12 protein-coding genes are annotated in these 26,241 nt (G+C 60.9%); 5 read left to right on the top strand and 7 right to left on the bottom strand.

Annotated features, from left to right (window positions below; all coding sequences use genetic code 11):
- Positions 1-22: 22 nt before the first annotated feature.
- Both DVT68_RS10710 and DVT68_RS10705 read left to right on the top strand, forming a co-directional pair.
- Entirely contained in the window at positions 23-6,388 is a 6,366-nt protein-coding gene (locus DVT68_RS10710) for a DEAD/DEAH box helicase (RefSeq protein WP_114825046.1), read from the top strand.
- A gap of 7 nt (positions 6,389-6,395) precedes the next feature.
- The gene (locus tag DVT68_RS10705) at positions 6,396-8,477 is read left to right on the top strand and encodes a UvrD-helicase domain-containing protein (protein WP_114825045.1); all 2,082 of its coding nucleotides are present in this window, start codon (positions 6,396-6,398) and stop codon (positions 8,475-8,477) included.
- A 450-nt stretch (positions 8,478-8,927) separates the two neighbouring features.
- Here the strand turns inward: DVT68_RS10705 and DVT68_RS10700 are convergent, their stop codons facing one another.
- From DVT68_RS10700 to DVT68_RS10680, 5 genes are all read right to left on the bottom strand, one after another.
- Positions 8,928-11,087, bottom strand: a complete 2,160-nt coding sequence (locus DVT68_RS10700) for a DEAD/DEAH box helicase (RefSeq protein ID WP_114825044.1) — start codon at positions 11,085-11,087, stop codon at positions 8,928-8,930.
- On the bottom strand, positions 11,087-12,856 hold the full coding sequence (locus DVT68_RS10695) for a phospholipase D-like domain-containing protein (RefSeq protein ID WP_114825043.1): 1,770 nt from the start codon (positions 12,854-12,856) through the stop codon (positions 11,087-11,089). Before DVT68_RS10695 ends, DVT68_RS10700 begins: the two co-directional genes overlap by 1 nt.
- Before the next feature lie 65 nt (positions 12,857-12,921).
- The gene (locus DVT68_RS10690) at positions 12,922-14,298 is read right to left on the bottom strand and encodes a hypothetical protein (protein ID WP_114825042.1); all 1,377 of its coding nucleotides are present in this window, start codon (positions 14,296-14,298) and stop codon (positions 12,922-12,924) included.
- A complete protein-coding gene (locus DVT68_RS10685; RefSeq protein WP_114825041.1) occupies positions 14,299-17,700 on the bottom strand; it encodes a UvrD-helicase domain-containing protein in 3,402 nt (1,133 codons plus the stop codon).
- Positions 17,700-20,360: a PD-(D/E)XK nuclease family protein gene (locus tag DVT68_RS10680; protein ID WP_114825040.1), complete on the bottom strand. Its 2,661-nt coding sequence runs from the start codon at positions 20,358-20,360 to the stop codon at positions 17,700-17,702. The genes DVT68_RS10685 and DVT68_RS10680 overlap by 1 nt, the downstream gene beginning before the upstream one ends.
- A gap of 967 nt (positions 20,361-21,327) precedes the next feature.
- On the opposite strand from DVT68_RS10680, the gene DVT68_RS10675 reads away from it, so the two are divergent.
- Genes DVT68_RS10675 through DVT68_RS10665 form a run of 3 tightly spaced genes read left to right on the top strand, consistent with a single transcriptional unit; the run spans position 21,328 to position 23,808 of the window.
- Positions 21,328-21,564, top strand: coding sequence for a hypothetical protein (locus DVT68_RS10675; RefSeq protein ID WP_114825039.1), 237 nt, complete (start codon positions 21,328-21,330; stop codon positions 21,562-21,564).
- Complete coding sequence (locus DVT68_RS10670) at positions 21,557-22,897, top strand: site-specific integrase (RefSeq protein ID WP_114825038.1); 1,341 nt, start codon at positions 21,557-21,559, stop codon at positions 22,895-22,897. The genes DVT68_RS10675 and DVT68_RS10670 overlap by 8 nt, the downstream gene beginning before the upstream one ends.
- Positions 22,898-22,953: 56 nt before the next feature.
- A complete protein-coding gene (locus tag DVT68_RS10665; protein ID WP_158543490.1) occupies positions 22,954-23,808 on the top strand; it encodes an HDIG domain-containing metalloprotein in 855 nt (284 codons plus the stop codon).
- A gap of 202 nt (positions 23,809-24,010) precedes the next feature.
- Here DVT68_RS10665 and DVT68_RS10660 read toward each other — a convergent pair whose 3' ends face one another.
- Together DVT68_RS10660 and DVT68_RS10655 are read right to left on the bottom strand one after the other, a co-directional pair.
- A complete protein-coding gene (locus DVT68_RS10660) occupies positions 24,011-25,222 on the bottom strand; it encodes a hypothetical protein (RefSeq protein WP_147281712.1) in 1,212 nt (403 codons plus the stop codon).
- 190 nt (positions 25,223-25,412) lie between these two features.
- Entirely contained in the window at positions 25,413-25,982 is a 570-nt protein-coding gene (locus tag DVT68_RS10655; protein ID WP_114825035.1) for a hypothetical protein, read from the bottom strand.
- Positions 25,983-26,241 lie beyond the last annotated feature (259 nt).

The following is a 26,241-nucleotide window of genomic DNA, read 5'->3' as shown; positions in this document are numbered from 1 at the left end:
ACGAGTGGGGACAGGGAAAACCATGCTGCCGTCCATCCTCGCCCATGAAATTCGAGAGAGCACTAGTCGCTTTCTGATCACCGCGTACGAGCCGTCCGACACGTTCTTTGGTGGCGTGATGCAGCGCTTCGTCGAAGGGCTGGACGGCATAGGCAAGGGGCCTTATCTGCAGGCTGGATTGCCGTTTCGGATGGGCGTGGAGGGAACCGCCTTCTTCGACGGCTTTACCTTGCCTTACCCTGGTTACAGCCATCAGGAGTCCGCGTGGAGGCGCCTCGCAAGTGATCGTGGTGCGGCTAATACGCTCGTGGCCACGGGCACGGGTAGCGGTAAAACGGAATGCTTCCTCTATCCCCTGCTTGACCATTGCGTGCGAACACGCGCGGCCGGCCAAGTGAAAGGAATCAAGGCGCTGGTGATCTATCCAATGAATGCGCTCGCCACCGACCAGGCCAGGCGCTTTGCTGAGGTCATTGCCGCTACACCAGAGTTTAAGGATTTGCGGGTGGGGTTATATGTGGGCGGTGCCAAGGGAAAGCCTGGCACCGGCGCATCGATGACGGCGACGACGGTGATCACAGATCGGGACAGCTTGCGCAAGGCGCCTCCAGATATTCTGCTGACCAACTACAAGATGCTCGACTACCTGCTGATTCGTCCCAAGGATCGGCCTCTGTGGGCACACAATCAGCCAAACACGCTGCGCTATGCAGTGGTGGACGAGTTGCACACGTTCGATGGTGCGCAAGGCACGGATCTGGCCATGCTGTTGCGCCGACTGCGAGCGCGTCTGAATACACCCGATGGTTATCTAATCTGCGCGGGCACGTCGGCCACGCTTGGCGACGGCGATACCTTGCCGCTTCGCGATTACGCGCGACAGATCTTTGCCAGTGAGTTTTCGGACGCCTCTGTGATCACCGAGAGTCGCGAGAGCGTAGCGGACTTTCTGGGCGATGCCACCATAGAACATGTCCTGCAGGGGCGTGATGACATCGGCGCGACGCTGGATGCGGCGCGCTATCGCTCGCAGGAGGCGGCGATCGAGGCGTGGTTCGCGTTGTTCTTTTCGGGACTGCCGTTACCGACGAATGTGAGGGACGCCGCGTGGCGCGGCGAGCTGGGCGCGCTGCTGAAGCGGCATCTACTGGTTCACAACTTGTTGCGCGTCCTCAAGGGCGGTATTGGTGAGTGGCCACTTCTGAAAGAGCAACTGACTGGCCCAATGCCCGCCGTTGCTCGGCCGCACGCGGAGCGCGTGCTCGATGCCCTGGTGGCCCTGCTTGCATGGGCGCGGGATCCTGCCAATCCCCGCCGCCCGCTGGTGACCTTGCGAGTGCAGCTGTGGATGCGCGAACTGCGGCGCTTGGTTGCTAACGTGCGCCGGGAAGGTGGGCAGGTGGCGCTGCGCTCAGCTGCGGACCTAAAGGCGGCACCTGAGGGCATTCGTTTGCCGCTGGTGCAATGCACGGAGTGTCACACGACTGGTTGGCTGGCGCGCCGACCGGATAGTGCCACCCGCATCGACATGGAATTAGAGGCAATTTACAACGCCTGGTTCCGTTCGGCCCCGGAAGTGTCGCGCCTGTATCCAGCGTCGGGACTGCGGCCACAGTGCGACGCGCGTCATCAATACCTGTGTGGACGCTGTGGCTCTTTGCAGGATAGCGACGGCAAGTGTGGTGCCTGCGGTCATGAGGAAATGACTGCCGTCTGGGAGATCCTGGAGCAGCGCCAAACCGAGCGCGGTGGTGTGAACTTCAACTGGCATGTGCAGGTATGTCCGGCCTGCAGCACGCGCGACCGATTGCTGTTGCTAGGTGCGCGCAATGCCACGCTTGGCGCGCAGCTGATCGAGCAGAGCTGGGCCACGCCGTACAACGACGACAAGAAGTTGATCGCCTTTTCCGATTCGGTACAGGATGCTGCGCATCGCGCCGGCTTTTTCAGCAGCCGAACCTATCTGAACAATGTGCGCATGGCGATGACGCGCGCGCTGCAGGTCATGGCCCAACCTACGGTGCCGTGGCTGCACTATTTGCAGCAATTGCCAGCGCTGTGGCTCGATCCGGCGCGATCTGCGTCGCTTACACCGGAGGAGTTCGTCACCGAGTTCATCGGTCCGAACATGATGTGGCAGGCTGACTGGGAACGTTTGCAGCTGACCGGGCATTTGCCCAGCGATGGCCGCTTGTTGGAGAGAGTCAGCAAACGTCTGGCCTGGCAGGCAGTGGCGGAATTCACCTATCTCAGTCGGCGGGGTCGCACCCTTGATCGCCTCGGTTTGGCGACATTGACGCTGCCTGCGGATGCATTGGACGAGATGGCCGGCTCAGTATGCGACACGTTGCGAGAACAGTTTGGTCTCCACAGCTTGACCAGCTCACGTGTCTTGCAATGGTTGTGGGGGTTTCTGATCCATCTGCGCCAGCGGGGTGCAGTGAGTCACCCAGAAATGGAGCACTACGCCCGGGAGGGCGGACTCTTCAGTTTTCGAGCCAGCCAGCGACGTGAAGACTGGCTGCCGGCCATGGGTTCCAAGGCGGCACACCCGGCAATGCTCACGCTGGGTCGACACCCAGATTTTGATCGATTGGTGCAAGGCCAGGGCCGCAGTTGGTATCAGCAGTGGTTGGCGGCTTGCCTGGGGCGCGACGTATTGCTGCCGAAGCGGGGTGACGAAGACATCTATGGGGTGGCTATCAATGCCTTGTTAGCCAATGGCGTGTTGGTGGCGGCAGAAGGTGTCCCCGGGCGTTCGCTCGCCCTCGCGGCCGACCGCCTATATCTGAAATCGGACGTGGTCCAGCTACGTTCGGCACAGGGTAAGCGACCGTTGACGGTGGCGGTGGATTTGGCGGAGCGCTTGCAGGGCATGCCCTGCGTCGATGCTATGCAAGAGAGCTATGCCGAAGCTCGGCCGCTGAATGGAGCTGACGGCTGGATGGCTCGACGGTTTCGGGAGGGTGATATTCGTCGTGTGATCGCGGCCGAGCACACCGGCCTGCTCGAGCGCGAGCAGCGAGAGGCACTGGAAGTCCGCTTCAAGGCGCGCGCATCTACCAGCAAGCCTTGGTATGAAAACCTGTTGTCGGCCACACCCACCTTGGAAATGGGCGTGGACATTGGTGACCTGTCGTCCGTGCTGCTTTGCTCAGTACCGCCGACACAAGCGAGTTACTTGCAGCGTATCGGTCGTGCCGGTCGCCGGGACGGCAATGCGGTTGTGGTGACCTTGGCCGATGGTGCCAGTCCGCATGACCTTTATTTCTACGAGCAACCGTTGGAAATGATGGCCGGTGAAGTCAATCCACCGGGAGTCTTCCTGCAGGCTGCAGAGGTCATGCGGCGCCAGTTGCTTGCCTTCTGTATCGACAGTTGGGTGGCTACAGGCATTCCAGAGACCTCCTTCCCGGACAAAACCGGAGTGGCGCTGGATGCCGTAGAAAAGAACGAACTCGCGCGCTTCCCTTACAACTTGCTGACGTACGTACAGCAAAATGAAATGGTGTTGCTTGAACAATTCTTCGGCCTGCTGGGCGGCGAGGTCCAGTCGCGAGTTCGTGAGCGCCTGAGCGACTACATGCTTGGTCAGGGAGATCTTGATGGCCTGCGGATTGGACTCCTCAAGTTGTTGGAGGAGCTGGCCCGGGAGCGAGCCACCCTGCGGCGCCGGGCTGAGGAAGGCAAGCGTTTGATCCAAGTGCTCCGGCAGCAGCCCGCTGATGAGGCCACCCAGGTCCAGATCGATGAGTTGACCCGCGAGCGTGACTCGGCACTGGGGCAGGCCCGGGAGATTAGCGCGCGTGAACTTCTTGGCACGCTGACTGATGCCGGACTGATTCCGAACTATGCGTTTCCCGAAGCTGGTGTCGAACTCAAGTCCTTGCTGTGGCGCAAACGAGGTGATGGTGAGGAGGGATCTGGCGCCTACGTGACGCTTCCGGCGCAGACTTATGAGCGCCCTGCATCGTCTGCACTGTCCGAGTTTGCTCCAGAAAATCGCTTCTATGCCAATCGGCGACGCGTCGAAATTGATCAGGTCAACATGGATCTCGCCAAGGCCGAGCAATGGCGGCTGTGTCCGGCCTGCCATCACATGGAAAACGTGGACCAGACGGGAGATGCCCACGCCGCCTGCCCGCGCTGTGGTGATGCGATGTGGGCCAATGTGACGCAGAAGCGGACCCTGCTTCGCTTTAGGCAGGCCATGGCCAATGCCAACGATCGCTATGCGCGCATTGATGACAGCAGCGATGACCGCGAGCCGCGCTTTTTCCTGCGCCAGTTGCTCGTGGATTTCGAGCCCGACGCCGTTGAGATCGCGTGGAAGCTGGAATCAGATGCTTTGGCGTTCGGCTTCGAGTTCATCCGCCATGCGAACTTTCGCGACATTAATTTTGGCGAACGTGGGAAGGCAGGCGAGAGCTTCCGCGTGGCCGACCAGGAATCGGTGCGGCCGGGATTTAAGCTGTGCCGCCACTGCGGGATGGTTCAGAAGCCGCCGCGACGCAACCTGGCAGGCGAGGCGGGTCCAGCCCAGACCCATGTGCGCGACTGCCAGGCTTATGGCAGTGACGATCCGAAGCACATCATCGATTGCCTGTATCTGTACCGCGAGTTTGCTTCTGAGGCATTGCGCATCCTGGTGCCGTACACGCGATCAGGCCTGGATGAAACGGTACTGCAGTCGTTCATGGCCTCGTTGCAGCTGGGATTGAAGAAGCGCTTTGGTGGCAAAGTGGACCATCTGCGCATCACGGCGCAGGAAGAGCCCGGTAAGGAGGGCGCCCCCAGGCGTCACTACGTGCTGCTGTATGACTCGGTGCCTGGTGGCACCGGCTACTTGCACCAGGTGCTGAGTCAGGATGCGCAGACGCTGGGCGAGGTCCTCAAGCAAGCCTATGCGGCCATCCAGAGCTGTACCTGCAACGAGAATCCGGAAAAAGATGGGTGCTATCGCTGCCTTTATCAGTATCGGCAGGGGCGCGCGATGGCCATGGTGTCGCGCCGCTCGGCGGCCGCAGTGCTGGGGGAGCTTGTGGGTTCGCTTGACCGTCTGGAGCGGGTCAAATCCATTTCGGAGATCTTCATCAACCCACAGTTCGATTCCGAGCTGGAATCGCGCTTCGTAGAAAGCCTTCGTCGCTTGAGCGGCGTCGAGAAGCTGCCCACGGTCCGCGTCATGCAGGAAGTGGTACAGGGCAAGACGGGTTACCTGTTGGAAGTTGGTGCCGAACGCTACTGGATGCGCACCCAAGTGGATCTCGGCTTGGAACATGGTGTGGTTGCTGCATCACGCCCGGACTTCCTGCTGGTGCCTGTGCGCCCGGGGACTTCGCGTCGGCCGATCGCCGTCTTCGCCGATGGTTGGGCTTACCATCGCGAATGCCTGCGCGAGGACGCGCGCAAGCGCTCGGCCCTGGTCGCCAGCGGTCGCTACTGGGTGTGGTCGGTGACATGGGACGACGTGGCTGCAGCCTTGTCCGGATCGGTAAGCAGCGAGGTCGATGTGGTGGCGCTACATCGGCGCGCTGATACGGACGCGTTGGCTAAACACGCGATGGCCCGTCTGGGTATCACTCCGCCACCGGCTCCTGAGAATGCAGTGGCGTCCTTGTTGCGTTGGTTGGCGATCGCCAGCAACACGGAATCATCGGACTTGGGCTTCGAGCGGCAACAACGTTTGGCGGCGATCCTTGTGTGCCGGCTGACTGTACCGCCGAACGACGTTGAACACGCCTTGGCTGAGGCGACGCTGGAGCGATTGGCCGCAACTCTTCCCGAGGGCATGAATGTCGCACCTGCAGGAGCGTCCAGTGCCCTGTCAGTCGACACCGATGGCCCAGCCGTCGTGAGCGTGGCGTGGCCTCCAGGTTATCTGAAGGGCGATTTCTCGGCCGGTTATGGCGTCGTCCAATTGCATAGCTTGCGTGCTGCAGATGCCGCAGCGTTGAAGTCCGCGTGGCAACAATGGTTGATGCTGTTCAATCAATTGCAGGTACTGCCAAATCTCTTCTTGGTTGAAGATGAAGGCATTGCGCACGGTGACTATGCGGACTTGGCCAATCGACGCACTGTGTCTGCTACTGACGATGGCGATGGTGTCTGGGCACAGACGTTAGCCTCGACTCTCGAGTCCATGCGGGCTGGGCTGCAATTCTTGCATGCACAGCACGTTGAACCACCAGACCATGTCGGTTTCGAATGGGAGTCTGATGGCGAGGTGGTCGCCGAGGCCGAGCTCGTCTGGGAATCGGCGCATGTGGTTGTACTGATGTCCTCGCAAGTGGGACAAGAGGAGCGTTGGAAGGCGCAGGCATGGAAGGTGGTGCTCGGAGACGATACCGAGTGGGCCAGCCATGTATTGAAGATGATCAAGGAGTAATCGAACCATGAGTCTTGCACCCCGTGTTGCACTGTCCCAGGATTTCTTGCTGAAGCTCGGCAAGTTACCGTCAGCCATGCACGCCCGAATCGTGAAGTGGGCACTCAAGTTTCAGCAGGACCCAACGGCGGCCGGCATCAACTACGAAACCATCAAGGGTGCACGCGACGGCAATTTGCGCTCGGTGCGGATCGACCAGGATTGGCGCGGGATCGTCTTCAAGCCTGAATTAGGCGACATCTACATCCTGCTGCACGTCGATCACCATGATGAGGCTTACCGTTGGGCCGAACGGCGCAAGATTGCAGTCAATCCAGCTACGGGCTCGCTCCAGATTGTCAGTCTGGAGTCCGTGGACGAGCTCCCACCTACTGGGGCTTCTGTGCCTGCAACGCAGGCAAATGTCGCGACGGCCGACGAGTCAGTTACACCTCTATTTGCATCGGTTACGGATGAGCAGCTGGTCCAGTTGGGTACACCGGTGGAATTGCTCCCGCTAGTCCGACGGATGTGCGATGAACGGGATCTGGATGCGGCCCAGGCATCGCTTCCGCTGGAGGCGTACGAGGGATTGTTCCTAGTGCTGACGGGTGACAGTGTCTCGACGATCCTCGGTGAGCGCGAAACCCGTGTGAATCAGTCCATCGACACGGCGAATTTCGCAGCGGCCCTCGATTCTGCGGAAAGCCAGTCGCGCTTCGTTGTCGTCACTAGTGACAGTGAGATGGCCGAGATCCTAAATGCTCCGTTGGCGCAGTGGCGAGTGTTCCTTCACCCGCTTCAGCGCAAGCTTGCGGCTGGGGACCGGAGTGGTCCCGTGCGCATCCTCGGCGGCGCAGGCACGGGAAAAACTGTGCTGGCCATGCATCGCGCCAAGTGGTTGGCTCAAAACCGAACTGTAGAGGGTCAAAAGGTTCTCTTCACTACCTTTACCCGGAATCTCGCGTTGGACGTTGCGCAGAACATGAAGTCGCTTTTCATGGATGACGCGGCGATCAATCGGCTTGAGGTCATTAATCTCGACCGATGGGTGCATCGATATCTGCGTGGCAAGAACTACGAGCACCGCATTATCTACAAGCGGGACGATGACGCATGGGGTAAGGCCATGCAGGTGGTGAGCCCAAAGCTCGATCTTGACGAGGCATTCTATGTCGAGGAATGGGAGCGAGTGGTGGCTGCTCAAGGCGTGCAGGATCTCGACGGCTACCGGCAAGTGTCGCGGATTGGGCGTCGTACCATCCTGGGGCGTGCCAAGCGTGATCTCGTCTGGCCGGTGTTCGAGGAGTATCGAACGCTCCTCAGTTCCAAGCGGCTGAAAGACGTGGATGATGCGTACCACGATGCAGCGCAACTCCTTGCTTTGGACGAGGCGCCCGCACCGTATTCGGCCATCGTGGTAGACGAAACGCAGGACTTTGGTCCTCAGGCGCTACGGTTAATTCGAGCCATGATCGCCAAAGAGAGGAACGATCTGTTTTTCGTCGGGGATGGTCATCAGCGCATCTATGCCAAGCATCGCGCCGTGATGGGACATTGCGGCATCGATATCCGCGGGCGTTCGCGCAAGCTGTATCTCAATTACCGCACCACCGACGAAATTCGGAAGCAGGCAGTGGCGCTTTTGGAGGGGCGTGAGATCGACGATCTCGATGGAGGTCGTGACGACAACCAGCGCTACAAGTCGCTGTCCCATGGGCCCTCTCCTGAGATTGTTGACGCGCCTGGTTCGCAGGAAGCCGTGCAGGTTGCAATTGATCGTGTGCATCAATGGTGGGGTGACGGATTGGATCCGTCACGGCCATCAGTGTGCGTGATGACACATACCAAGGTCATCCGTGATCAGGTGGCACAGGCGTTGAGGTCCCTTAACATTGCGGTAAGCATGATCGAGTCTGATACAGCCGACTCGGCTGTTAACGATGCTGTGCGGGTTTCGACAATGCATCGTGCCAAGGGACTCGAGTTCGATCGAGTCGTCGTACTCGCCCATGGCATGCTTGGCGCTGTACCAGATGATTCAGATCTTGCACAGCTCGTCTACGTTGCGATGACCCGCGCCAAGGCGATGGCTGTGTTGGTGCGGTGATGCGCTAGGAGTGGGTTGGTTGGCCTGCCCACTCACTCAAAACAAGCGGTGCTCGTCGAAGATGCCCAAGCGACTGCCGAACCGATAACGAAGCATCTGTCAGCAGATTGATTACACCAGCCCTCTTACCAACATTTTGCGCGACAGCACCTCAGCCATATCTTCCGCGCTACAGCCAGCCGCGTTGCCCGGTTGCCTGGCCTATCGATCCGTCGCGCTTTGGTGAACACCGTCTAGACTGCGGCCGCCTTGAAACTTGGCTCGTACAGCAATGTGGGAGGCTCTCTTAGAAGGCAAGTTTAAGTACTGGTCGTGCTTGTATGCTCCTACCGTCAGCATTAGCGCTTGTGTCATGCGAAGTGACTTTCCTCCCGCTCAACGCAAATGGCCCTTGCGCAAATGAGTTCAGAGCGTTTTGCCTCCTATGCCCAGCCAGATGTTCTGCCGAGATCAGACATGGAGATGCCGATTAAGCTTCTCGAGGCGCTTTCTCGCATTGTCGAGAACCTTCATAGCGAAGCTCTGGTCCCTCTCAATCGATTGATCTTCAATCGTCGGGACTCCGCCAAGCAGCAAGCCAAACGCACTGATGCGTTGCTCCATGACGGCGACGGCCCTCTCGTCACGTGTACCGCCGAAGGCTGGATACGCGTAGCAGATTGGCCGTCCCGTCAGGGCCGCCCACGAACCTACGCGACGCAGGCGCCCATTACGTTGCAGCGTCCGCACGGGGCTCGGGTCAAGCTCATAATGGATGAGGTGACGACAGTAGCGGTGCAGATCGACCCCCTCGCTCAGGCGGTCGGTCGTGACAAGCACATCGGGCCCGAACGGGCTGTTGAAGAGCGCGAGCACGATGTCAGGCTCGTTGCCGGTGTACAGCGTCTTCGGTGGATCGCCGTGATCGTGCGTCCACCAGCCCATGACCCGAAGGCCCTCGTCAAGTCGACCTGGAAGATGCGAAGCACCTACTGCCCGTCCCTTCCTCTTCATATTTCTAAGTAGTGCGCGCGTTGACTTTGACTGCTCGTCAAGAAGAGATTTCACCAGCGTCCGCGCTGCTTCAGCTATGGTCGGAACCTTCTCAGCGTCGGCATGGCGCGGCCTCGACTTCTTGAGTTGATCGGCCAGAGCCTCTGCATTGGTCGCCGGTTTGTCGAGCCATCCAGCAACCTGCCATCGAATTCCAGACGAGCACAGCCAGTCGACAATAGGCTCCATCAGCTCACCACAATCGCGCGGCCGCACCTGCTCGTTCGGCCACAGCTCCTCGGCCCTCAGCAAAGACCCCCACGCTGCACTCCACACCTTCTTCTCGGGCGGCCCAATCCGCATAACCTTCTCTGCCTTCAACGACTTCTCCAGCGCGCCAAGCAGCTCGCTCGCCGTCGCGCGGTGGTGGCAGAACACGAGCACTTTCTCACCACCGTTCACGACAGTGGAGCGGATGGCACCACTAACAGCCAAAACCTTCGGGTGTGGATCCTTTTGACGTTTGCGCAACGAGTTCTTGGCTTCTTCGATGTGCCTACCAAGAACGATGTAATCATTGTCACAATTGGCTCGCTTCGCCGCTTGATATGCCTGATTTACCCGTTTCAGCTCGGTACCAACCTGCTGCCAGCCGATGTGAAATCGCGGATCGTTGCGGCGCACACCCTTGCGCTCCGGCGTGAGCTCGAGGAGGCGAACCATCCGTAGCAGGAGCTCGAGGTCCCCTCGTGTCGCCGGGGCCGTCGGGATGTCCCAACGCCCCGCACTGGCAGCGCCGAAGTGCTCTCGCTCCGCTGCTGACAGATCGTCGATACCATGACGAATAAGGTACGGCTGAAGCCCGTCGATAGCGGCCCTCGCGGCGCTTACGAGTCGATCGGCTTCAGCATCAACGTCGTGACCGCCTCCCAATTCATAAAGGCTCTTCAACTTATTTGCATAGTAACGCACCTTGTCCAGATCAATTTTCTTTGCACCGACAAAGCAAAGTAGTTGCTCCAGATCGGTAAGCCTTATGCTGAATGGCGTGGCGGTAAGGATCAGCTTTCGCGTCGCGCGGTCGCCCAGGTTATGGAGTGCCTCGTTGAACCTGCTGCCATCTCCCTTCGCGCGGTGGGCCTCGTCGATAATCATCAGGTCGCACGCGGTGCGCTCTTCACCTTTGCGGTAGCTCTCGATCAATTTGAAGTGGGTCGAGACCTGAATGCGGCCCGCGTTCAACTTACCGACGTCACCTTGCTTAGTCCCGGTGTTGCCTTGTTTGATGCGGTCATAGCTCGCACCAAAGTGCTCGAGCATCGGCACGTGGCGCTCGAGTTCCTCGGCCCATCGGCGCTGCAAGACTTTGTTCGGCGCGTAGATCCGCACGCGTTTGCCCTGACAGGCGATCACCCACGCTATGAGTGCAGCCACGGTCGTCTTGCCGAGCCCTACGTCATCGGCCAGAAGCACGCTATGCCCTTTCTGGAAGCGGAAAAGGATCTCTTTCGCCGTTCTGAATTGTCGCTCGAGCGGCTCGCATTGCAGATCAGCGTCCACCGCCGTTTCGCTATTCGCGTACTTATTCGGGTTGTCCAGGAAGCGCCACTTGCGGGCGTCGAGCTGAAGGTCGGCCATCAGGCGTCCTGGTCCATTCGCCAGCCAAGCTCCTCCGCAACCAGTGCAGCAGCGGGTCCTTCGCGCCCCTTGAAAAGGGTACGCAACTCCTTACCATCTTGTTTTATCAGCTCAATTTGAGCCGCATCACTTTCTGCACTTGTTTCTGCATCTGTGAGTGCTTTGCGCCAGTTGTCCACTACATCAAATGCGGCGCTCGCCTCGAGCCACTCCTGCACGGAATAGTCGGTAGCGGGCGTACCGGCACCCGGCCACTTGTGTCCGCCGCCCAAACCGGAAATGGACTCTGGATCGACGACCGCACCACCGTAGCGCTGAAGCAGGAAGGCCTCCCGAAGCGCTTCGGCGAGGGCGGGGGCGACCTCAGGCAACGGCGTCTTTGCGAACTCGGTGGGCAGGCGAAGGTCGAGGATATCGATCTCTATTGACTCGGTGCCCTGTGTGAACCGTGTGAAGAGCGGCGTTTGGGTTGCGTCCGTCCAAGGCATTTCCGTCCAAGGCCTAGGGGGGTCACCATCTACAAGCTCACAGTTTCCCTCCTTCCCGTCGGAGAAGAAGACGATCGCGCTAATCGGCGTAGAGGAATCGGAGCTGCGAGCACGAAGCAGAATCCGCTTACCGTCCCAACTGGCTTCAGCCCATTCAAGAGCGGATGCGCGCTCTTCATCGGTACGGTCAACGCAAAAGGGCATGGTGTCCGGCGGATCGAACGGCTCGCCGAGCGCTTCGAGATCTGTCCACTTGGACTCGAAGACGACGCCGAGCTCGAAGTTGCGCGGCTTGATCTTCCCAGCGCCCCATGCCGCCGGGCTCCAATTCGCCGAGGTCACAAGAAGTCGGCGCTTTCGACCGCTTCGTAGCAGGTATAGCTTGGCGTGGCTCCATCGATCGTCACCATCACGATGTTCTTTGGCGAATCTCGCCTCACTTGGAATGCACTCGAGTTGCACGTACTTCTTCAACGTGTCGCTGGCAGAAGTTGAGAGCGTCCAGCCAGACTGGGCTTTGTTCCATGAGTGCCTTCCGATCCACGGGTGCTCCGTGGAGATCCACTTGAGGTGGACCTTGCCGGAAGCGACTCCGACGTCGATGCTCCAATCTGAAAGCGTGCGGTCGTTCCACTCGCCGATGGTCGGCGTCAGCACGTGAAGCTCGGATGGCGTGAATTGCTGAAGCTGGCAGGCGGCGCTCTTGTTCCCTGGAATGCTCGCGACGAACGTGACGTCGGCGGGGCACTCCACGCGGCCAAGTAGAGTGATGAGCCGCGCAATGTGTGTCGCCGCAATTTCTCCTGCGGAATCGCCGAGCGCGACGAGGAACGGCACCAGTTCCCCCCATGTTCGACGCGTGACCTGGCTATTGCGCTGGCCAAGCGGCAACGACACCTGCCAGCCTGCCTGCACCTGCGTCTTGAACGCGGAGGTTGTGAGGTTCGTGGAGGAAACGTACAAATCGAGGTGTTCCTCGTCTTTGACCTTCCAATGGAAGGCCCAGAGTTTGGCGTGCTGCACGGCCCGGGAGTGCGCGCCCACCGTGAAGTGACTCACGTAGCGCCATAGCCACGGATACTGCGAGGATTCCCGCGCAACATACAGTGGAGACGAAATGATCGTGAGGCGACCGCGAAGCCGTTCGAGAGCATTGCCGATCTCGCCGAAGAAGAGCGTGCGCTCCTTAAGGTCCTGCGAGGGCGAGTGATTTGCGCCCAGCAGCGATGGCAGCAGGTGCTCGACCAAGAGGCCGGCCTGCGGCTGGTCGAAGCTCGTCATCCACACTTCCAGGAGTCGGCCCCCCGGAGGTGGTGTGGGAAGTACGTCTTTCCAACTCGGTGTGGTCACAGAATGTCACCCTCCTCGTCGTCGGACGCGTGCTGAGCGAGGGCATCGAGCGCGGCGTTCATGTTGGCGACACCGCATTGGGCTGCCAGCAAGCAGATGGGCCGTAATCTGAACCGATAATCGCTCGCGGCAATGTCGGTGGTCTTCACGAGCGGCACCACCTTGCCGGCCTGCTCACGGAACCAACGCCGGCCGCCGCCATGTTCGTCGTGATGCCGCGCCAGCACCCGAAGTTGCTCAGCCGGAGTCAGTGCGTCGCGCATCGACTCGGCGAGGTGGGTGACCACCTGCTGGTGTTGGAACTCGCTCCGATTGGGCGCGCGAAGCCAGTCCGCGCCAGCATGGCGAAGAATGTCGAGCCGCGATCGCAGCTCTCTAGATCGCGCCAGCTTCTCGACAGTGGGCGCCTGATTTGCGGCGTCCTGGTTGATCTCGTTCCATAGCTCGCGCATGGCGCTCATGGCGGCATCAGTGAATCGCGTGAAGTCAGGGAGCAATGCCAGCGATGAGGACTTGATCCTCTTCGAGAGCGTGCTGGAGTTGGCGAGCACGTCGCACAGGTCGGCGTGCGTCTTCGCGTCCTTCGCGCTGGCTAGTACCTCCGCCGTGATGCGGCGAGTGGAGCCGGCACCAAACAGCGCGGGCTCGAGAAGGCGACGTTCCGCCTCGGGGAGTCGCTTGCGGATCGCTTCGTCGGCCGTTGGCAAGATGCCGCCGACCTTCACCCATGCGAGCTTCCAACCGCGCTCCTCCCAAAAGCGAGCCTCGCCGCCACCGCTCCAGTTGCCCCACCTTGTACCGTTCTCGAAGTGCGTCAGCTTCAGCCCTGCCTCATGAGGGAGGCTGTCGTTGACGAGGTTTGCGAGCGCGCGAGCCGCCGTGTCGGGAGTCCATCCGTCGCCTGTCGTGAGCCCAGGGATGGTGCGTAGCACCACGCGGTAGGCGCCATACATGCCGACTTGGCGGTACCGGCGGAATTGGTCCGGGCTCATCGCGAAGTTCGAAAGCCGCCGGTCAGCTTTACGCCAGCGCTCGATGCTTCGTCGCCCACGAAGCTGGCCTGTGGTCTGCCCGGATTGCAGAGTGCGGTCGACCCAGAGTAGCTCCAGAGGTCGCAGCCATGCGTAGCGTGCACGCTGGTCGTCACGTCGAGACAGGTCGCCGCCGCCGGCGTTCCGCCACGCGACGTCCGACCATTGGAGGCACCACGAAAGAATAGAAATCCATCTTGCATCGAAAGTGCTGTTACTCAAGCCGGGTGCCAGCAATTCCGCGAAGTAATCAGCCGCGGCACGAAATCCGAAGGCGTCCCCGCGTCGAACCGACACCGGATCCCACGGCGCGGTGAAATACCAACCGTACTGTTCGTCCATCTACTTGGAAGCCCCAATTTGCGACGGCGCCACGGTAAGGATTTCGCCCGTGGTCACCAGCACGATCAGCCCGCGTTCGGCGCCGATCATGTCCAGATAGTTCCGAACCTGCGCGCGGTAGTGATCGATGGTTTCCGCAGCGGGCTGAACATCGCTTTTCCAGTCGATGACCACCCGCGGCTTGCCATCGGGGTCGAAGCTGATGGCGTCGGCGATGCCGACGGCTGCCTGTTCAACCTCATCAATCACAGTCGAGGCATAGACTGGGAACTCGGATGCTAGCGTAGGGCGAAGTTCGACGATTTCGGGCAAGGCAAGGGTGCGGATCACGCATCCCGACAGCTCGACGGGTGAGAGGCCCGCAGCCGGATCGTCGACTGCAGCCTTGCCGATCGCGACGATGAGCGCACGCGCTCGTTCGGTCACGACGGTGGCGCCCTCCTCAGTCTCGCCGGTAAGGACTTCCTCAAGGAGCTTGTGCAAGATCAAACCACGTTCCCGTCCACCCTGAACGCTGGACGGAACGGACTCGTCTTGAGGTGGTTGCCCCTCGTTCGGCGCCCAGATTTCCCCGCCTTCCGGTGTCAGGGCTGGGCCGGTGTCGCCTTCGTCTCGGCTCGGCGCCAGCCAAGTAAGCCGGCGCTCGCGAGCGGCGATGGCAGCGGCCTCAGCGGCAAAGGTTTCCCGGGTCTGGTTGTTGCCCTCGGTAGTGGTGGTAGCCCCCATATCAGGTGAGAGATGCTCGAGGCCGAGCGCTGGAAGCTCGGAAAGCGACAGGTCCAGGAGCGAGATCCAGGCTGATTTCGACGGAGCGGCGTCAAGCCGGGGCAGAACTAGCAGTTCACGCGCCCTTGTGGCGGCAACATACCAGAGGCGAATGCGCTCGCGATCGAGCTCCGCCTTTTCCGCATCGCGCACCTCGTCATATCCCGTAGGCTTCACTCCAAAGACTGGGCAATAGAAGACGTTGCTGTCCCGATCGGTTACGGCGCCTTCCGGCGCCATGATTCCAGTCATCGTGTTAACCGGCACGACGATTGGCCACTCAAGCCCCTTGGCGGCATGCATGGTGTAAAGCGCGATGGCTTCTTCCTGTGCATCGGGTCGGCCTTCGACCGCTCGGGCCTCGTCCGTCCACGCCGCAGTCATGGCCTCGGCAAAAGCTCGAAGACCCCGAACAGCGAAGGCCGTGGTCAGGCTGAGATAGAGGTCGACATTGGCAAGCGCGCGCTCGGCCTGTCCCCGGTGTCGCTCGAGCAGGATCGGGCGAACTCGCATTATGTCGACCGCTTGCGACAAGAGGTCGTGGGGTGTGGTGCTGTTGGTCCTGCGATACAGGGTTTGCAGCTTTTCAATTGTCGATCGTGCCAGTGGATGGGTGATCTCGCAGGCATCCACGCCGAGGTCCAGGCCCGGCAGGGCATCTGGTTGATCCGCGGATCGGGGCAGCGCCCAGATGATGTCGAGCAATTCTTCTTCCGTCAGCCCGACGAGTGGGCCGCGCAAAAGCGCCCCCAAGGCTAGCGTGTCACGCCGATCTGCGAGCACGCGTGTCAGGGCGATTAGGTCCTGAATTTCCTGACGGCGAAAGAGGCCTTTTCCCGCTTGGGTGGCCACGGGGATGCCGTGCCGCTCAAGCGCTTCCTCATATCGCCACAGGTCGCTCCCAGTCGGCGCAAGCAAGGCAATGTCGCCCGGCCTACAGACACGGCTGGCGCCCGAGCGGCGATCGAGGATTTTCTCGCTGCCAATCAAGCGGGCGCACATAGCGGCGACGGCTTCAGCTTCGGCGTCCCGTTGGTGTTCGGCGGACGCTTTGCCATTTTCATCTGCAACGGCGACGTCCAGAGCCGCAACGCAGAGCGCCTCGCCCCGATCGGCGTGAAACGGATCCAGCGCGGTGAATCCCGGTTGGCCATTGCTGGACAACAGCGACTCGAAGCGCTCGTTCACATAGGAGAGGATTGGCGCGCATGAGCGGAAGTTGGTCGAGATCGATAGGACGCTGTCTGCATCCTGGGCGAGCAAGGCGTCGCGAGCCCGAACATAGGCGCCCACGTCCGCGCCGCGGAAGCGGTAGATCGCCTGCTTAGGGTCGCCAACCAGGAATAGCGCGCCCGGACGTATGGTAAAGGCGGTCCAATTAAGCGTTTCGCCATCGGTGGGCGGCTCGCCACACAGCCGCCAAAAAATCTCAGTCTGAAGCGGGTCGGTATCCTGAAACTCGTCGACGAGGACATGCGAAAAGCGAGCGGCCAGGGCGCGGCGAACGTCATCGTGATCGCGCAGAAGGTCGCGCGCGGCGAAGATTAGATCGTCAAAATCCAGCAGCGCCGCCGAGCGTTTGTAGTCCCTGAAGCGGTGCAGGACAGGCTGCACCTGAGCAATCAAATCAGAAAGTACACGACTGGCGACATTCTGGAGCATGGTCAACCATGCTTGGCAGCATGCCGCGTAGTGGCCTTCGGCAGCCGTGTTGAGGCGCTCGCCATCGGCCTTGGCCAAGCCTTCGCGCTTGGCCGCATCGACCCACTTGCCCTTCTTTTTGAAGGCCAAAAACGTGCCACTCTTGGTGCAGAGGTCGCTGTGTGGCTGCGAAACCAGGAGTCGAACCAGTCCGACGGGCGTGTCACTTACGGGGCCGTTGTCTAGGGCTTTCGCCATGCCGGCGAAGCGGCATGCGAATACCGCCGTCTCCTCTTCGACAGCAGGCGCGGTGCGAATGAATTTCACGAACGCATCTGATGCGTCGCAAAAGGTGCGAAGGTGTGGCGCGAGCGGCGTCACGGCTGGGGCCGATACGATGTGCCGTTTGCGCAGATTCGCGACTATCTTGTGGATCAGCCCGACCGTCTCGCCGGGATCCTGCAGAACCATTTCGGCGATGATCCCCCCTTCGCCGCCTGAAAGCTGTTCGCGCAACCAGGCCTCGACGATCTCGATGAAGGCGAGGTCGGCCTGATTTCGATCCATCACGCTGGCGCCTGGATCGATATTGGCCTCCACGGGATAGGGTTTGATAAGGCGCTGACAAAAGCCGTGGATCGTCGAACAGGTGATCTCGTCGATCGCAGCCGATGCCCCAGCAAGGTTGACTTTGTGGGTATCGGACAGGCCGTTCGGGAAGGCGATCCGTAGTTCGGTCGGAATCGTCCCCGCCTCGAGGTCGCTGACGAAGTCGTGAACTCGGATCAGCAACTCGCTGGCGGCCAGCTCAGTGAAGGTCACGGCAGCGATCGATTTGGGCGCGATGCCCTTTGCCAATATGGCAGCGATGCGACCGGCCATCACCGCCGTCTTGCCCGAACCCGCGCCGGCCTCGACCAGAATCGATCGGTCATGCACGTTGATCGCGTCGCGGCGAGCAGCGTCGTCGCGCAGAGCTTTGCTTGCGGCGGTCATCACTGAGCCTCCCAGACCTGTGCGGCGTCTCCGAAGATCTCGGTCGCGGCGGGCAGCTTTCGTTTGCAGTAGGTGGCGCCCGCGTTCGCCGGCAGAGCGAAGGCGAGATCGTCATAGTTGCCCCCGGTGTCGGGCCCGACTAGGGCTTTGCCGGCGGTCAGGTTGGCGCGCGCCGCCTTCAAATAGTCGGTGATCTTGATGAGCGTGCCTTCTGGGTCGGCGAGCTGCAGATCGATCTGGTCTCGCGGGAAGAGAAGGGACGCGCTGATCGATACTTCGGCGCCAAGCAGCGCCTTGACGGCGAAGGCATAGAGGCATCGCTGCAATTCGCGGCCGCCATCAAGACTGATATTGTCCTTCGGCGTGCGTCCGGTTTTGTAGTCGCGGACCAAGGCGCGCTTGCCATCACCGGAAAGGTCGAGACGATCGATGTAGCCGGCGATCCGAAATCCGGTACCCGGGATTTCGACAGGAGTGGTCGGATCCCATGGCCCGTCGGTATCCGACTTCGGTTCGGCCCCGCCAAAGGCCACTTCGCCATAGGACCGGCCATCGGGCAGTCGCTCATCGCCATAGGTGAGAGCACGGCTGGTCAGTAGGCGCGCGTCGTCCAGCGTCCGGCGCCAGATCACCGCAGGCGGGATTGCGCGCTCGCTTTCCCAGACGGCGGCGACGTCGCTTCCAGCGTGCTGCACGGCCGTGGCGATCTGGATTTCGTTGGCGTTGGCCAAGCCACCCACGTCCTCCAGTTTTCGGAGCGCCAGGTCGAGCGTCATATGGACGAGGTCGCCCATCCCCAGAGCGTCGAGAACAAGCGGTTCGGTGCTGCTCTCGGGCATCCGCAGACGCATTCCATAGCGCCACACAAAGCCGAGCGGGCTTCGAAGGAGAAGGCGAAGCGAGCTGGCCGATTGGGTCCGCCCCAAAATGGCGAGCAAGAGCGGATGACCCGCGCGGACCAGTCCGTCATGCGGGGTGATCTCCTTGCGGTGCCAGTTGCGCCAGCCGGTCGTCGCACTGATCGCCTGTGGTTCGTGGGCGAACTCTTGCGGGCGCGCAATCAACCGATCGGTCTCGCTGAAAGCGTGGACCGGGACCGCGTTGCGACGGATGTAGGCTTCGTCGCCATGAGCGCTGAGCAGTGAGCTACGGCCAAGGAGCCGCCCTTCGCTATCCCGCCGAGCGCGGGAGAGAACGATCTGGTGTTCCGTTGTGGCGAGAATCGTGTCGAAGTCCCGACGATCGGCCGCGCCGATGGGAAGCGGGTTGAGTTCGACCGTTGGAATGATGTGGTCTGAGATCAGGCGGTCTTCGGAGATGCCGCGCGGCCAGCGCGACGAATTTAGCCCAATCAATCGGACGAACCGGCGTGGCGACGCGGCCAGAGCGTTGGCAGGCATCCAAGAGACCGAAATGCAGGCATCAAGGCCATCATCCTGCTTGAGGGTCTCCAGCGTTGTGTCCAGCGAACCCCAAGGGCCCGCCAGGAGAGCCTTGCGCCAGATCGCCAGCGCCCGACCGCTAAGCAGCGCCGTACCGATCTCGTCGGCAGCGCTGTGACCCTTGGTCAGTAGGTCGATGATCCCGCGCAAAGTTGCAGAATGATCCTGTTCGTCGGGCCAGTCGGTTACTTCTAGGTGGTCGAGCAATCGCGCCCAAGCTGACGCTGAGGCAAGCGGCGCGTCTGTCGGTAGGATCCGCATCCAGCCCTTTGGAAGGGCGTGGAATAGGCCGGACTCGGGGCCGCAGAGCGCCGCCAGACGGCGCATTCGGGTTTGTGACAGGCCGCGGATCAGAATATCGGCGAGCGCGGCAGCGGCCTGGCCATCGCGGGTTGTGGTGACCTTGATGCCGTGTACGAAGTGCAGATCAAGGTTCGCATCGGCGCGAAGCGCTTGGAAATAGTCATCATATTCCGCTGTCGAGGCTGCGGCGATGGCAATGTCTGCGGCCTCGGCTTCACCCGATGCCAACAGGCTACGCGCCCAACGGATCGCTTCGATGGCCTCGTGATACGTCGTGGCCGCACTGACGGAACGAACGGCCGGCGCTTGCGGAGGGGCGCGGGTGATCGAGACGCCGGTTGCGTCGAGCCACGATGGCGTTGGGCGTGGTCCCGCCGTCCAGATTACCGGCGTATGGTCGGTCAGCGCCTGAAGTAGGGGGCGCCAGCAGGGTGAAAGCTCGGTGATGCCGACGAATTCGATTGGACCGAGGACGGTTTTGGCGTGATCGAGGCGCAAACACGCCGCAACCACCAGGTCGGTCGGGCGCTTCATGTTGGGCGGTAGTTGTGCGAGGACTGCGGCTTCCAAGCGCGCGATGGAGTCTAGGCGAGGATGCTCGCCGCTTCGAGTGGCAAGATCGATACCGGCGCGCCAGGCCTTGTGCAGTGTATCGGCCGCCGCATCGACCATGCCAGGGAGCAGCTTGATGCTTTCCAGCTCGCCAAGCTCGGTTGTCAGCAGGACAGCCTGGATCGCGGTGCGTAGGCTTTCATCGTCGATCGATCGGGCGAACCCGCCTGCGAGGCGAACAGTCAACTGTTCGAAAGACATGATCTGGACGCCGTGATGTCGATTGCGCGCGGCGTGGAGGCGGAGCTCGCGTGTGGCCAGCTGGCCATGGGCGATGATGGTGCGTCGACGAGATATGGTCATCCCTGATCTCTCTATGCGAACTGGGTTGGGCCAGACAAGCATCCGATTTCGGTTACTAAGACTCTGTCATTCGATTGATAATCGCAACCAACCGTTTGTTGCACAGTCTTGTGCTCTACGTTGTCCGTCATTGTGGAGGCTGATCGAGAATTGCTTCAGATCTATATCACCCCGTGGAGAGCAGCCGGTGGCTCGCACATCCGTGGCATGTTCCGTGGCAGTCGCGTGGTCGAAGAAACACCCAAAGCGAACCTCACTCTTCGTTGCACATTGAAGCGAATGGGCAGTTCCTGAAGGGGGCCTACAAGCACCCTGATACCGACCCAAATCCGCCGTTGCGGAGGCTCAAGGCACGACCCTCTTTCTCTGGCGAGGGTCGACCCCATCCCACGGCAGCCTTATCAAGCCGCCGTCCGTGCCTGTCGCGCGACCACACGCGTTCGCGCATAGGCCATGCGGGTCCTTCCCCAACGATTAGCAGCACAGCGTTTTCGGCGTGAGTCCTTCGCTCGGCGCAGCGCCAGGCCGCCTGCGGCAAAGGCGTCGGTGACCTGCGGCGATTATGGAGTAGATGCACCCGACTCACTCTGTCCCATGTGGACAGGGGCTTAGGCATGGTGCGGCCATGCACTGCGTCGGAGCACGCCCTTGCGTTATTACATTCGCGAAGCGGCTACGTGTTCCCGCCATGCAGGAAAGGGGATGACGCGCCTTCATGCCTGAAAACATGGGGACTTTCGCACAAACGCAGGCAGGTCGCCCGACAAGCCGCTGGCGATCGAAGGCGCCATGCCGAAATGTGATCGCAACCGTCCTGGATGGACAGGGTACCAAAAGTGGCTTGTTTTCAAGGGATTTGGTGCACGGCGTTGAGGAGTGCGCTTGCCAGGATCGCGCTCGGTGGTTTCGTGGTGTCAGGACCGCAACGACAGCGGGCCATCACCCCTCGATCCCAAGGAGACGCATCATGGAAGCGACGTACATCACCACTGAGCAGCTGGCCGAGCGCATTCATTACGATCCCCGTACGATCCGCACGCGCCTTAAGGACGCGGTCCTGATCGAGGGCGTGCACTACATCCGTCCCTTTGGTGGTCGCAAGCTGCTTTTCATCTGGGAAACCATTGCCCGTGACATTGGCAACTCGTCGGCCTCCCGCGCTCCCCTGATCCCGATGGCCAACGGGAGCATGGCCCATGGCTAAGGTACGGGCACGTCCTGACACCGGGATGCTGTATCTGGACTTCTTCTATCGCGGCGTGCGTTGCCGCGAGCAAACGGCGCTCAAGGACACTGCTGAAAATCGCCGTAGGGTTCAGGCGCTTCTCAAGCACATCGAGAAGGACATTGCACAGGGGAGCTTCGACTATGCGGCGACCTTCCCTGGCAGTTCGCGTGCCCCGCAATTCGGGGCACCACACGTGGGGCAGTCTGCGGCTGCCGCGCCGAAGGCGAGCGTGCCGCCCATGCCGGTCGTGAGGTCGACCACGCCGCTGTTCTCGGACTTTGCCGAGCTGTGGTATCTGGAACTGTCACCGCAATGGCGCTCGCGCCATCGCGCCTGCGTGCGTGAGGATCTGGACAAGCTCCTGATTCCCGTGTTCGGCGCCCGAGCCGTGGGCGACATCGGTAAGGCCGAAGTGCTGGCCTTTCGCGCCGAGGTCGCCAAGCGCAAGGGCCGCAAGGGCACGCTGGGCAACGCACGCATCAACAAGATCATGTGCTTCCTTCGCCAGATCTTGAATGAGGCGGCAGATCGCTTTGACATGGTGCCGGCTTTCCGCGGCGTGAAGCCGCTCAAGCAGAAGAAGACGGATGTGCAGCCGTTCTCGCTCGCGGAAGTCAACCGGATCCTGGATACCGTGCGGGTGGATTACCGCAACTATCTGGTCACGCGGTTCTTCACCGGCATGCGCTCAGGCGAGATCAATGGTCTGAAGTGGAAGTACGTCGATTTGGAGCGGAATCTGATCCTGGTGCGCGAGACACTGGTGGACGGAGAAAGCGAGGACGACGCCAAGACCCAGTCCTCGGTGCGTGACATCCCCATGCAGCCGATGGTGCGCGAAGCCATCGAGGCGCAGTGGCAACGGCGTGATCCCAACGTGCCGTGGGTGTTTTCCACGCGGGCCGGTGGGCCCATCGATGGGCATAACTTCACCAATCGGATCTGGTACCCGCTGCTCAGGTACTTGCAGCTGGAGATGCGGCGCCCGTACCAGACACGCCATACCGCCGCAACGCTGATGCTCGCGGCGGGCGAGAACCCCGAGTGGATCGCGCACACCTTGGGTCACAGCAACACGGACATGTTGTTTCGCGTGTATTCGCGCTTTGTGCCGAACCTGACACGGCAGGACGGTCAGGCATTCGCCGGTCTGCTCAACAGTCGGTTGGCGCCAGCAAAAGGGGCGCAGAAGCCAGGCGCACTTCGGGACATCGATGGCATGAGCCCGGATCAGCTGCGCGAGGCACTCGCAAAGTTGCTTATCGAGAAGCCCGATCAGGAGAAGGAGGTTCCGCGCGAAGACACCTAACCAAGAAACGCTAGAGCTATTCCCCGCCTACATTCACCTAAATGGAGCAAATATCTATGAATCGCATGTGTCATGAGGCGTTCGAAATCGCAGCAGACGCCCACCGGTATGTTCGTGAAGGCCTCCTTCTGTGGGATGACGTGTCCCAGATCGATCCGCCGTCGTGCCCTGCTCTCTTGGTGACGCAAGATGGCGTCTTCCCTGTCCAGTGTTGGGTAGACCGTCCCAGTGCCTGCGACGGCGATGTCGTGGACAAAGTCGAGGCGGTGATTCTCAGCATGCCGAATGGGGTCCTGCATGTCGTGAGCGTCAAGCGTGACAACGCTTTGGATCCGATCGACTTGGGGGCGCTTCGGATCTGCCCGGATGCCGATCTCGCGGAACACTTTCATGATCTCTTGGAAAGGGTTGAGACGCCGATGCTTCGCCGCTTCATCGGCGATGTGTTTTCCCTGAGGCAGGTCTTTCAGGGGTTTTGGGAGGCGACGGCGGGTACGCGCCACCACGCCTGGGCGGGGGGACTGGCGCGCCACAGTGTTGAAGTTGCCGAGCGGGTGGCTAGCGACATGTCGCGGTCTGACCCCGACTCGGTCATGTTCACCGAAGCTGAACGCGATCTCGCGATCGCGGTGTCACTACTTCACGACATCGGCAAGACGATCAGCTATACGGCGGACGGCTTCTGTACCCCGCGGGCGCTGATGCTGGGGCACGAGGTGCTGGGTGTTGAGCTGATGCACAAGCCGCTCGAAGCGCTTCGCGTTGAGCAGGTCGATTTGGCTGACGCCCTGACTGCACTGTTACTCAGCCGGACACGCTTTGCCCAGGGTCGCTTTCATCTCGAGGCGATTCGGCAGGTGATCAGTAAGGCCGATCGCGACAGCGCTCGCCGGGGATTGGCACGCCTCTAAGTAGCCTGTCAGGAAGGATCGCGGCCAGGGCCCGGGCCGCCGATCTGCCTGCAAGGTCTGTCGACGGTGGTCTCAGGTACGTCGTCGTCAGGACATGACCCCAGCATGCCGTGACATTTGGGTGCCCCACTTTATCTGGCAGAGTCCAGCTCAGTCGCCGTGTCTTCGATGAGCGTAGTCGAAGAAATCCGCGCGGGCGCGATCACGGGTTACCTGCAGAGGCCGAGGCTATGGTGCTCTCGTCCCACCAATTCTCGGTGGGCTCATCCAGATGGCGGTGTCCAGTGAACTGCGACTCCAGCTGCAAGTGGAAGTTGCTGAGCGCGTGAAGGTCGTGGCATAGCGGATCGAGCTCCGCCGCCTGTTCTGTCACCCAGCTAACCCATGCCTCGATTTCAGGCATCCGTGACTCGGAAAGTTTAAGCGCTTCGACGAAACGGCGCAGTCGTTTGGCCCGCTCCCACGCTGTCAGCTGGTTCACGAGCCTGGCTCGCTGGAGACGAAGGATTTCGGCGGCGTGAGCGGCGGCGATTTGCCGCTCCTCGGCCTCTCTTGCGAGTCGCTCCCAGCGTTCTCTCTCCTGGCGCTGCGCCTTGAGTGCCGCTTCCCAGGAGGGTACCGCCCCGAGGACTTGATGTAGCTGTGATTCGAGTGGCTGACCGGGCTTGTCCTTCCAGAGACATCGGCAGCCGCTTAACTGGTACTGGCCGAAACTCAAAGTGAACTCGCCAGTGGGGACCATGGTGTATCGAGGCTGCCACGGTAAGTATTCGGACTCGATCCGTGATCGCTTCGTCCTTCCAGAACGATCGTGTGATGGTTCAGTCCGCTTGGTGCGCTCATCCAGTCGAAATCGGACAGCTCCTTCCTTAAGGACCAGCTCAGTTTCGATGTACGCACTGCCGATGCGGACAGACAGACCGAGGGCCTCAAAGTGCTTAATCAGCGTGTTCATGAGAATCAGCGCGCGCCGTAGGTGCGTGGACGACGTTCGGACGCGAAGGACCTTCTTGTAATTGAGAACCAGAACTCCTTTGTCCTCGTCGGCATCGACAGCCGCAGCCTTGAGTTCCGCGACCAAGCGGTGCGGCCTGACGAGCTTGGTGGGTACCGTGATCGGATGGTGTGCTGGGGTTGCTACGTCAACGTAGGGTGCGGGCCGACTCTCTCGCACACGAATTTGCGCTACACCAGGCTGACCGGGCGTGAGCGTGGGGAGCCGCGGAATTCTGATCTTGCGGCCACTCTGCAGGGCAGCCCAGTACCCACGGCCAGGCAGAGGTATCCTGGCCCGCCGGCATGCCTTGCCTAAAGCAACGCCTGATACGCCAAATTCCCCGGCAACTGCGGAGACGGGTTGAGCCCAGACCTTCTGATACAGCTCTTCTCTGGGAATAAAGACGTGCTTGTACACGGTGCTTCTCCTGCCAGGGGACCTTAGAGTCCCCAGGCAGGATGGCAGGAAGTGCGAAATTAGACTTTCATAGTCACCGCCAGGCGGGCCAGATGGTGTTTTCACCTCAGCTGGCATCGCGTTGCATCGTGCTATGTCACAAGGTGCGCATGCCCCGCGCCCCGCCCCTGGCGACTAATACGCAGCGGGATCACCCAAAGGTGATGGGGCTCGCGCCGAACGCCGTGCCAGTGACATCGATCATTCCACCAGGAAGCATGGGGTAGCCTGTACTGGGGTTGACGGAGAAAAGGTCGCCCAAGAGGTTGCCCGAGCTGTGAGCGACGTTGCTGCCGAACGAGTCCCCTGCACGCGGAATGCTGTGGTCAAGCCAGGTGCCAGTCTGATCGAGCAGGTCGCATGAAGAGGGAGCGAAGTGCGAGATCGGCTCGCTCGCTGGAGGCAGGTCAATGGAGTCCCGCACGGGCAAGTTGACCGGTTCGTAACAAATCTCAACGTTGACTAGGCGGCTAGCGCGCAACGCGGCGACGTCGTGGCCCTCGGACCTCCAGCGAGCCTCGTTGATCTGCTGCAGCCTTTTCTGCTTGGGAAGCAAAGGGCGGTACCCCGAGAGCATGATGGCAATGGCGTCGGACTGATCAATCGCTTCGAGTGTTCCCAAGGGGTCCTTGGAGAAGGCTTCGAATGACACGCCAAAGTGGGCGACATAGGCGCAGGTGTAAATGTGATTCAGCGTGAAACCGGCGATGGTCTTGATCATGGATTGCTTCCTCGAAGGATGGATGGTCCACCTTCTGTATACCCAGGCGCAATCGGCGCAAGTGGTCCTTGGCGGCTCGCGACATACGTCACTTCTGCAGAGAGCGTGGTTAAACACCCCCATCGAAAACCCGTGGCAAAGACCAATTTGAAGGCTTTCGGCAGCGCGTCTGTCCATCCTGGACAGCCACTGGAACGGCCTCGCAGGACGCACGTAGCGCAGTCTCAACTCCTGATATCAATCCATGATTTAGTCGTGA

The sequence above is a fragment of the Dyella solisilvae genome, from assembly GCF_003351225.1.
GTDB classification, from domain to species: Bacteria; Pseudomonadota; Gammaproteobacteria; order Xanthomonadales; family Rhodanobacteraceae; genus Dyella; species Dyella solisilvae.
Note: the sequence above shows the minus strand (reverse complement) of the source record. Positions and strands in the feature narration are given on the sequence as shown.

What these genes read in the sequence shown, in the direction of transcription:
- DVT68_RS10670 (WP_114825038.1), top strand. Translation starts at nt 21,557, where the DNA reads ATGGCTAAGGTACGGGCACGTCCTGACACCGGGATGCTGTATCTGGAC.
- DVT68_RS10695 (WP_114825043.1), bottom strand. Translation starts at nt 12,856, where the DNA reads ATGACGAGCTTCGACCAGCCGCAGGCCGGCCTCTTGGTCGAGCACCTG.
- DVT68_RS10700 (WP_114825044.1), bottom strand. Translation starts at nt 11,087, where the DNA reads ATGGCCGACCTTCAGCTCGACGCCCGCAAGTGGCGCTTCCTGGACAAC.
- DVT68_RS10690 (WP_114825042.1), bottom strand. Translation starts at nt 14,298, where the DNA reads ATGGACGAACAGTACGGTTGGTATTTCACCGCGCCGTGGGATCCGGTG.
- DVT68_RS10655 (WP_114825035.1), bottom strand. Translation starts at nt 25,982, where the DNA reads ATGATCAAGACCATCGCCGGTTTCACGCTGAATCACATTTACACCTGC.
- DVT68_RS10665 (WP_158543490.1), top strand. Translation starts at nt 22,954, where the DNA reads ATGAATCGCATGTGTCATGAGGCGTTCGAAATCGCAGCAGACGCCCAC.
- DVT68_RS10680 (WP_114825040.1), bottom strand. Translation starts at nt 20,360, where the DNA reads ATGACCATATCTCGTCGACGCACCATCATCGCCCATGGCCAGCTGGCC.
- DVT68_RS10710 (WP_114825046.1), top strand. Translation starts at nt 23, where the DNA reads ATGCTGCCGTCCATCCTCGCCCATGAAATTCGAGAGAGCACTAGTCGC.
- DVT68_RS10675 (WP_114825039.1), top strand. Translation starts at nt 21,328, where the DNA reads ATGGAAGCGACGTACATCACCACTGAGCAGCTGGCCGAGCGCATTCAT.
- DVT68_RS10705 (WP_114825045.1), top strand. Translation starts at nt 6,396, where the DNA reads ATGAGTCTTGCACCCCGTGTTGCACTGTCCCAGGATTTCTTGCTGAAG.
- DVT68_RS10685 (WP_114825041.1), bottom strand. Translation starts at nt 17,700, where the DNA reads ATGACCGCCGCAAGCAAAGCTCTGCGCGACGACGCTGCTCGCCGCGAC.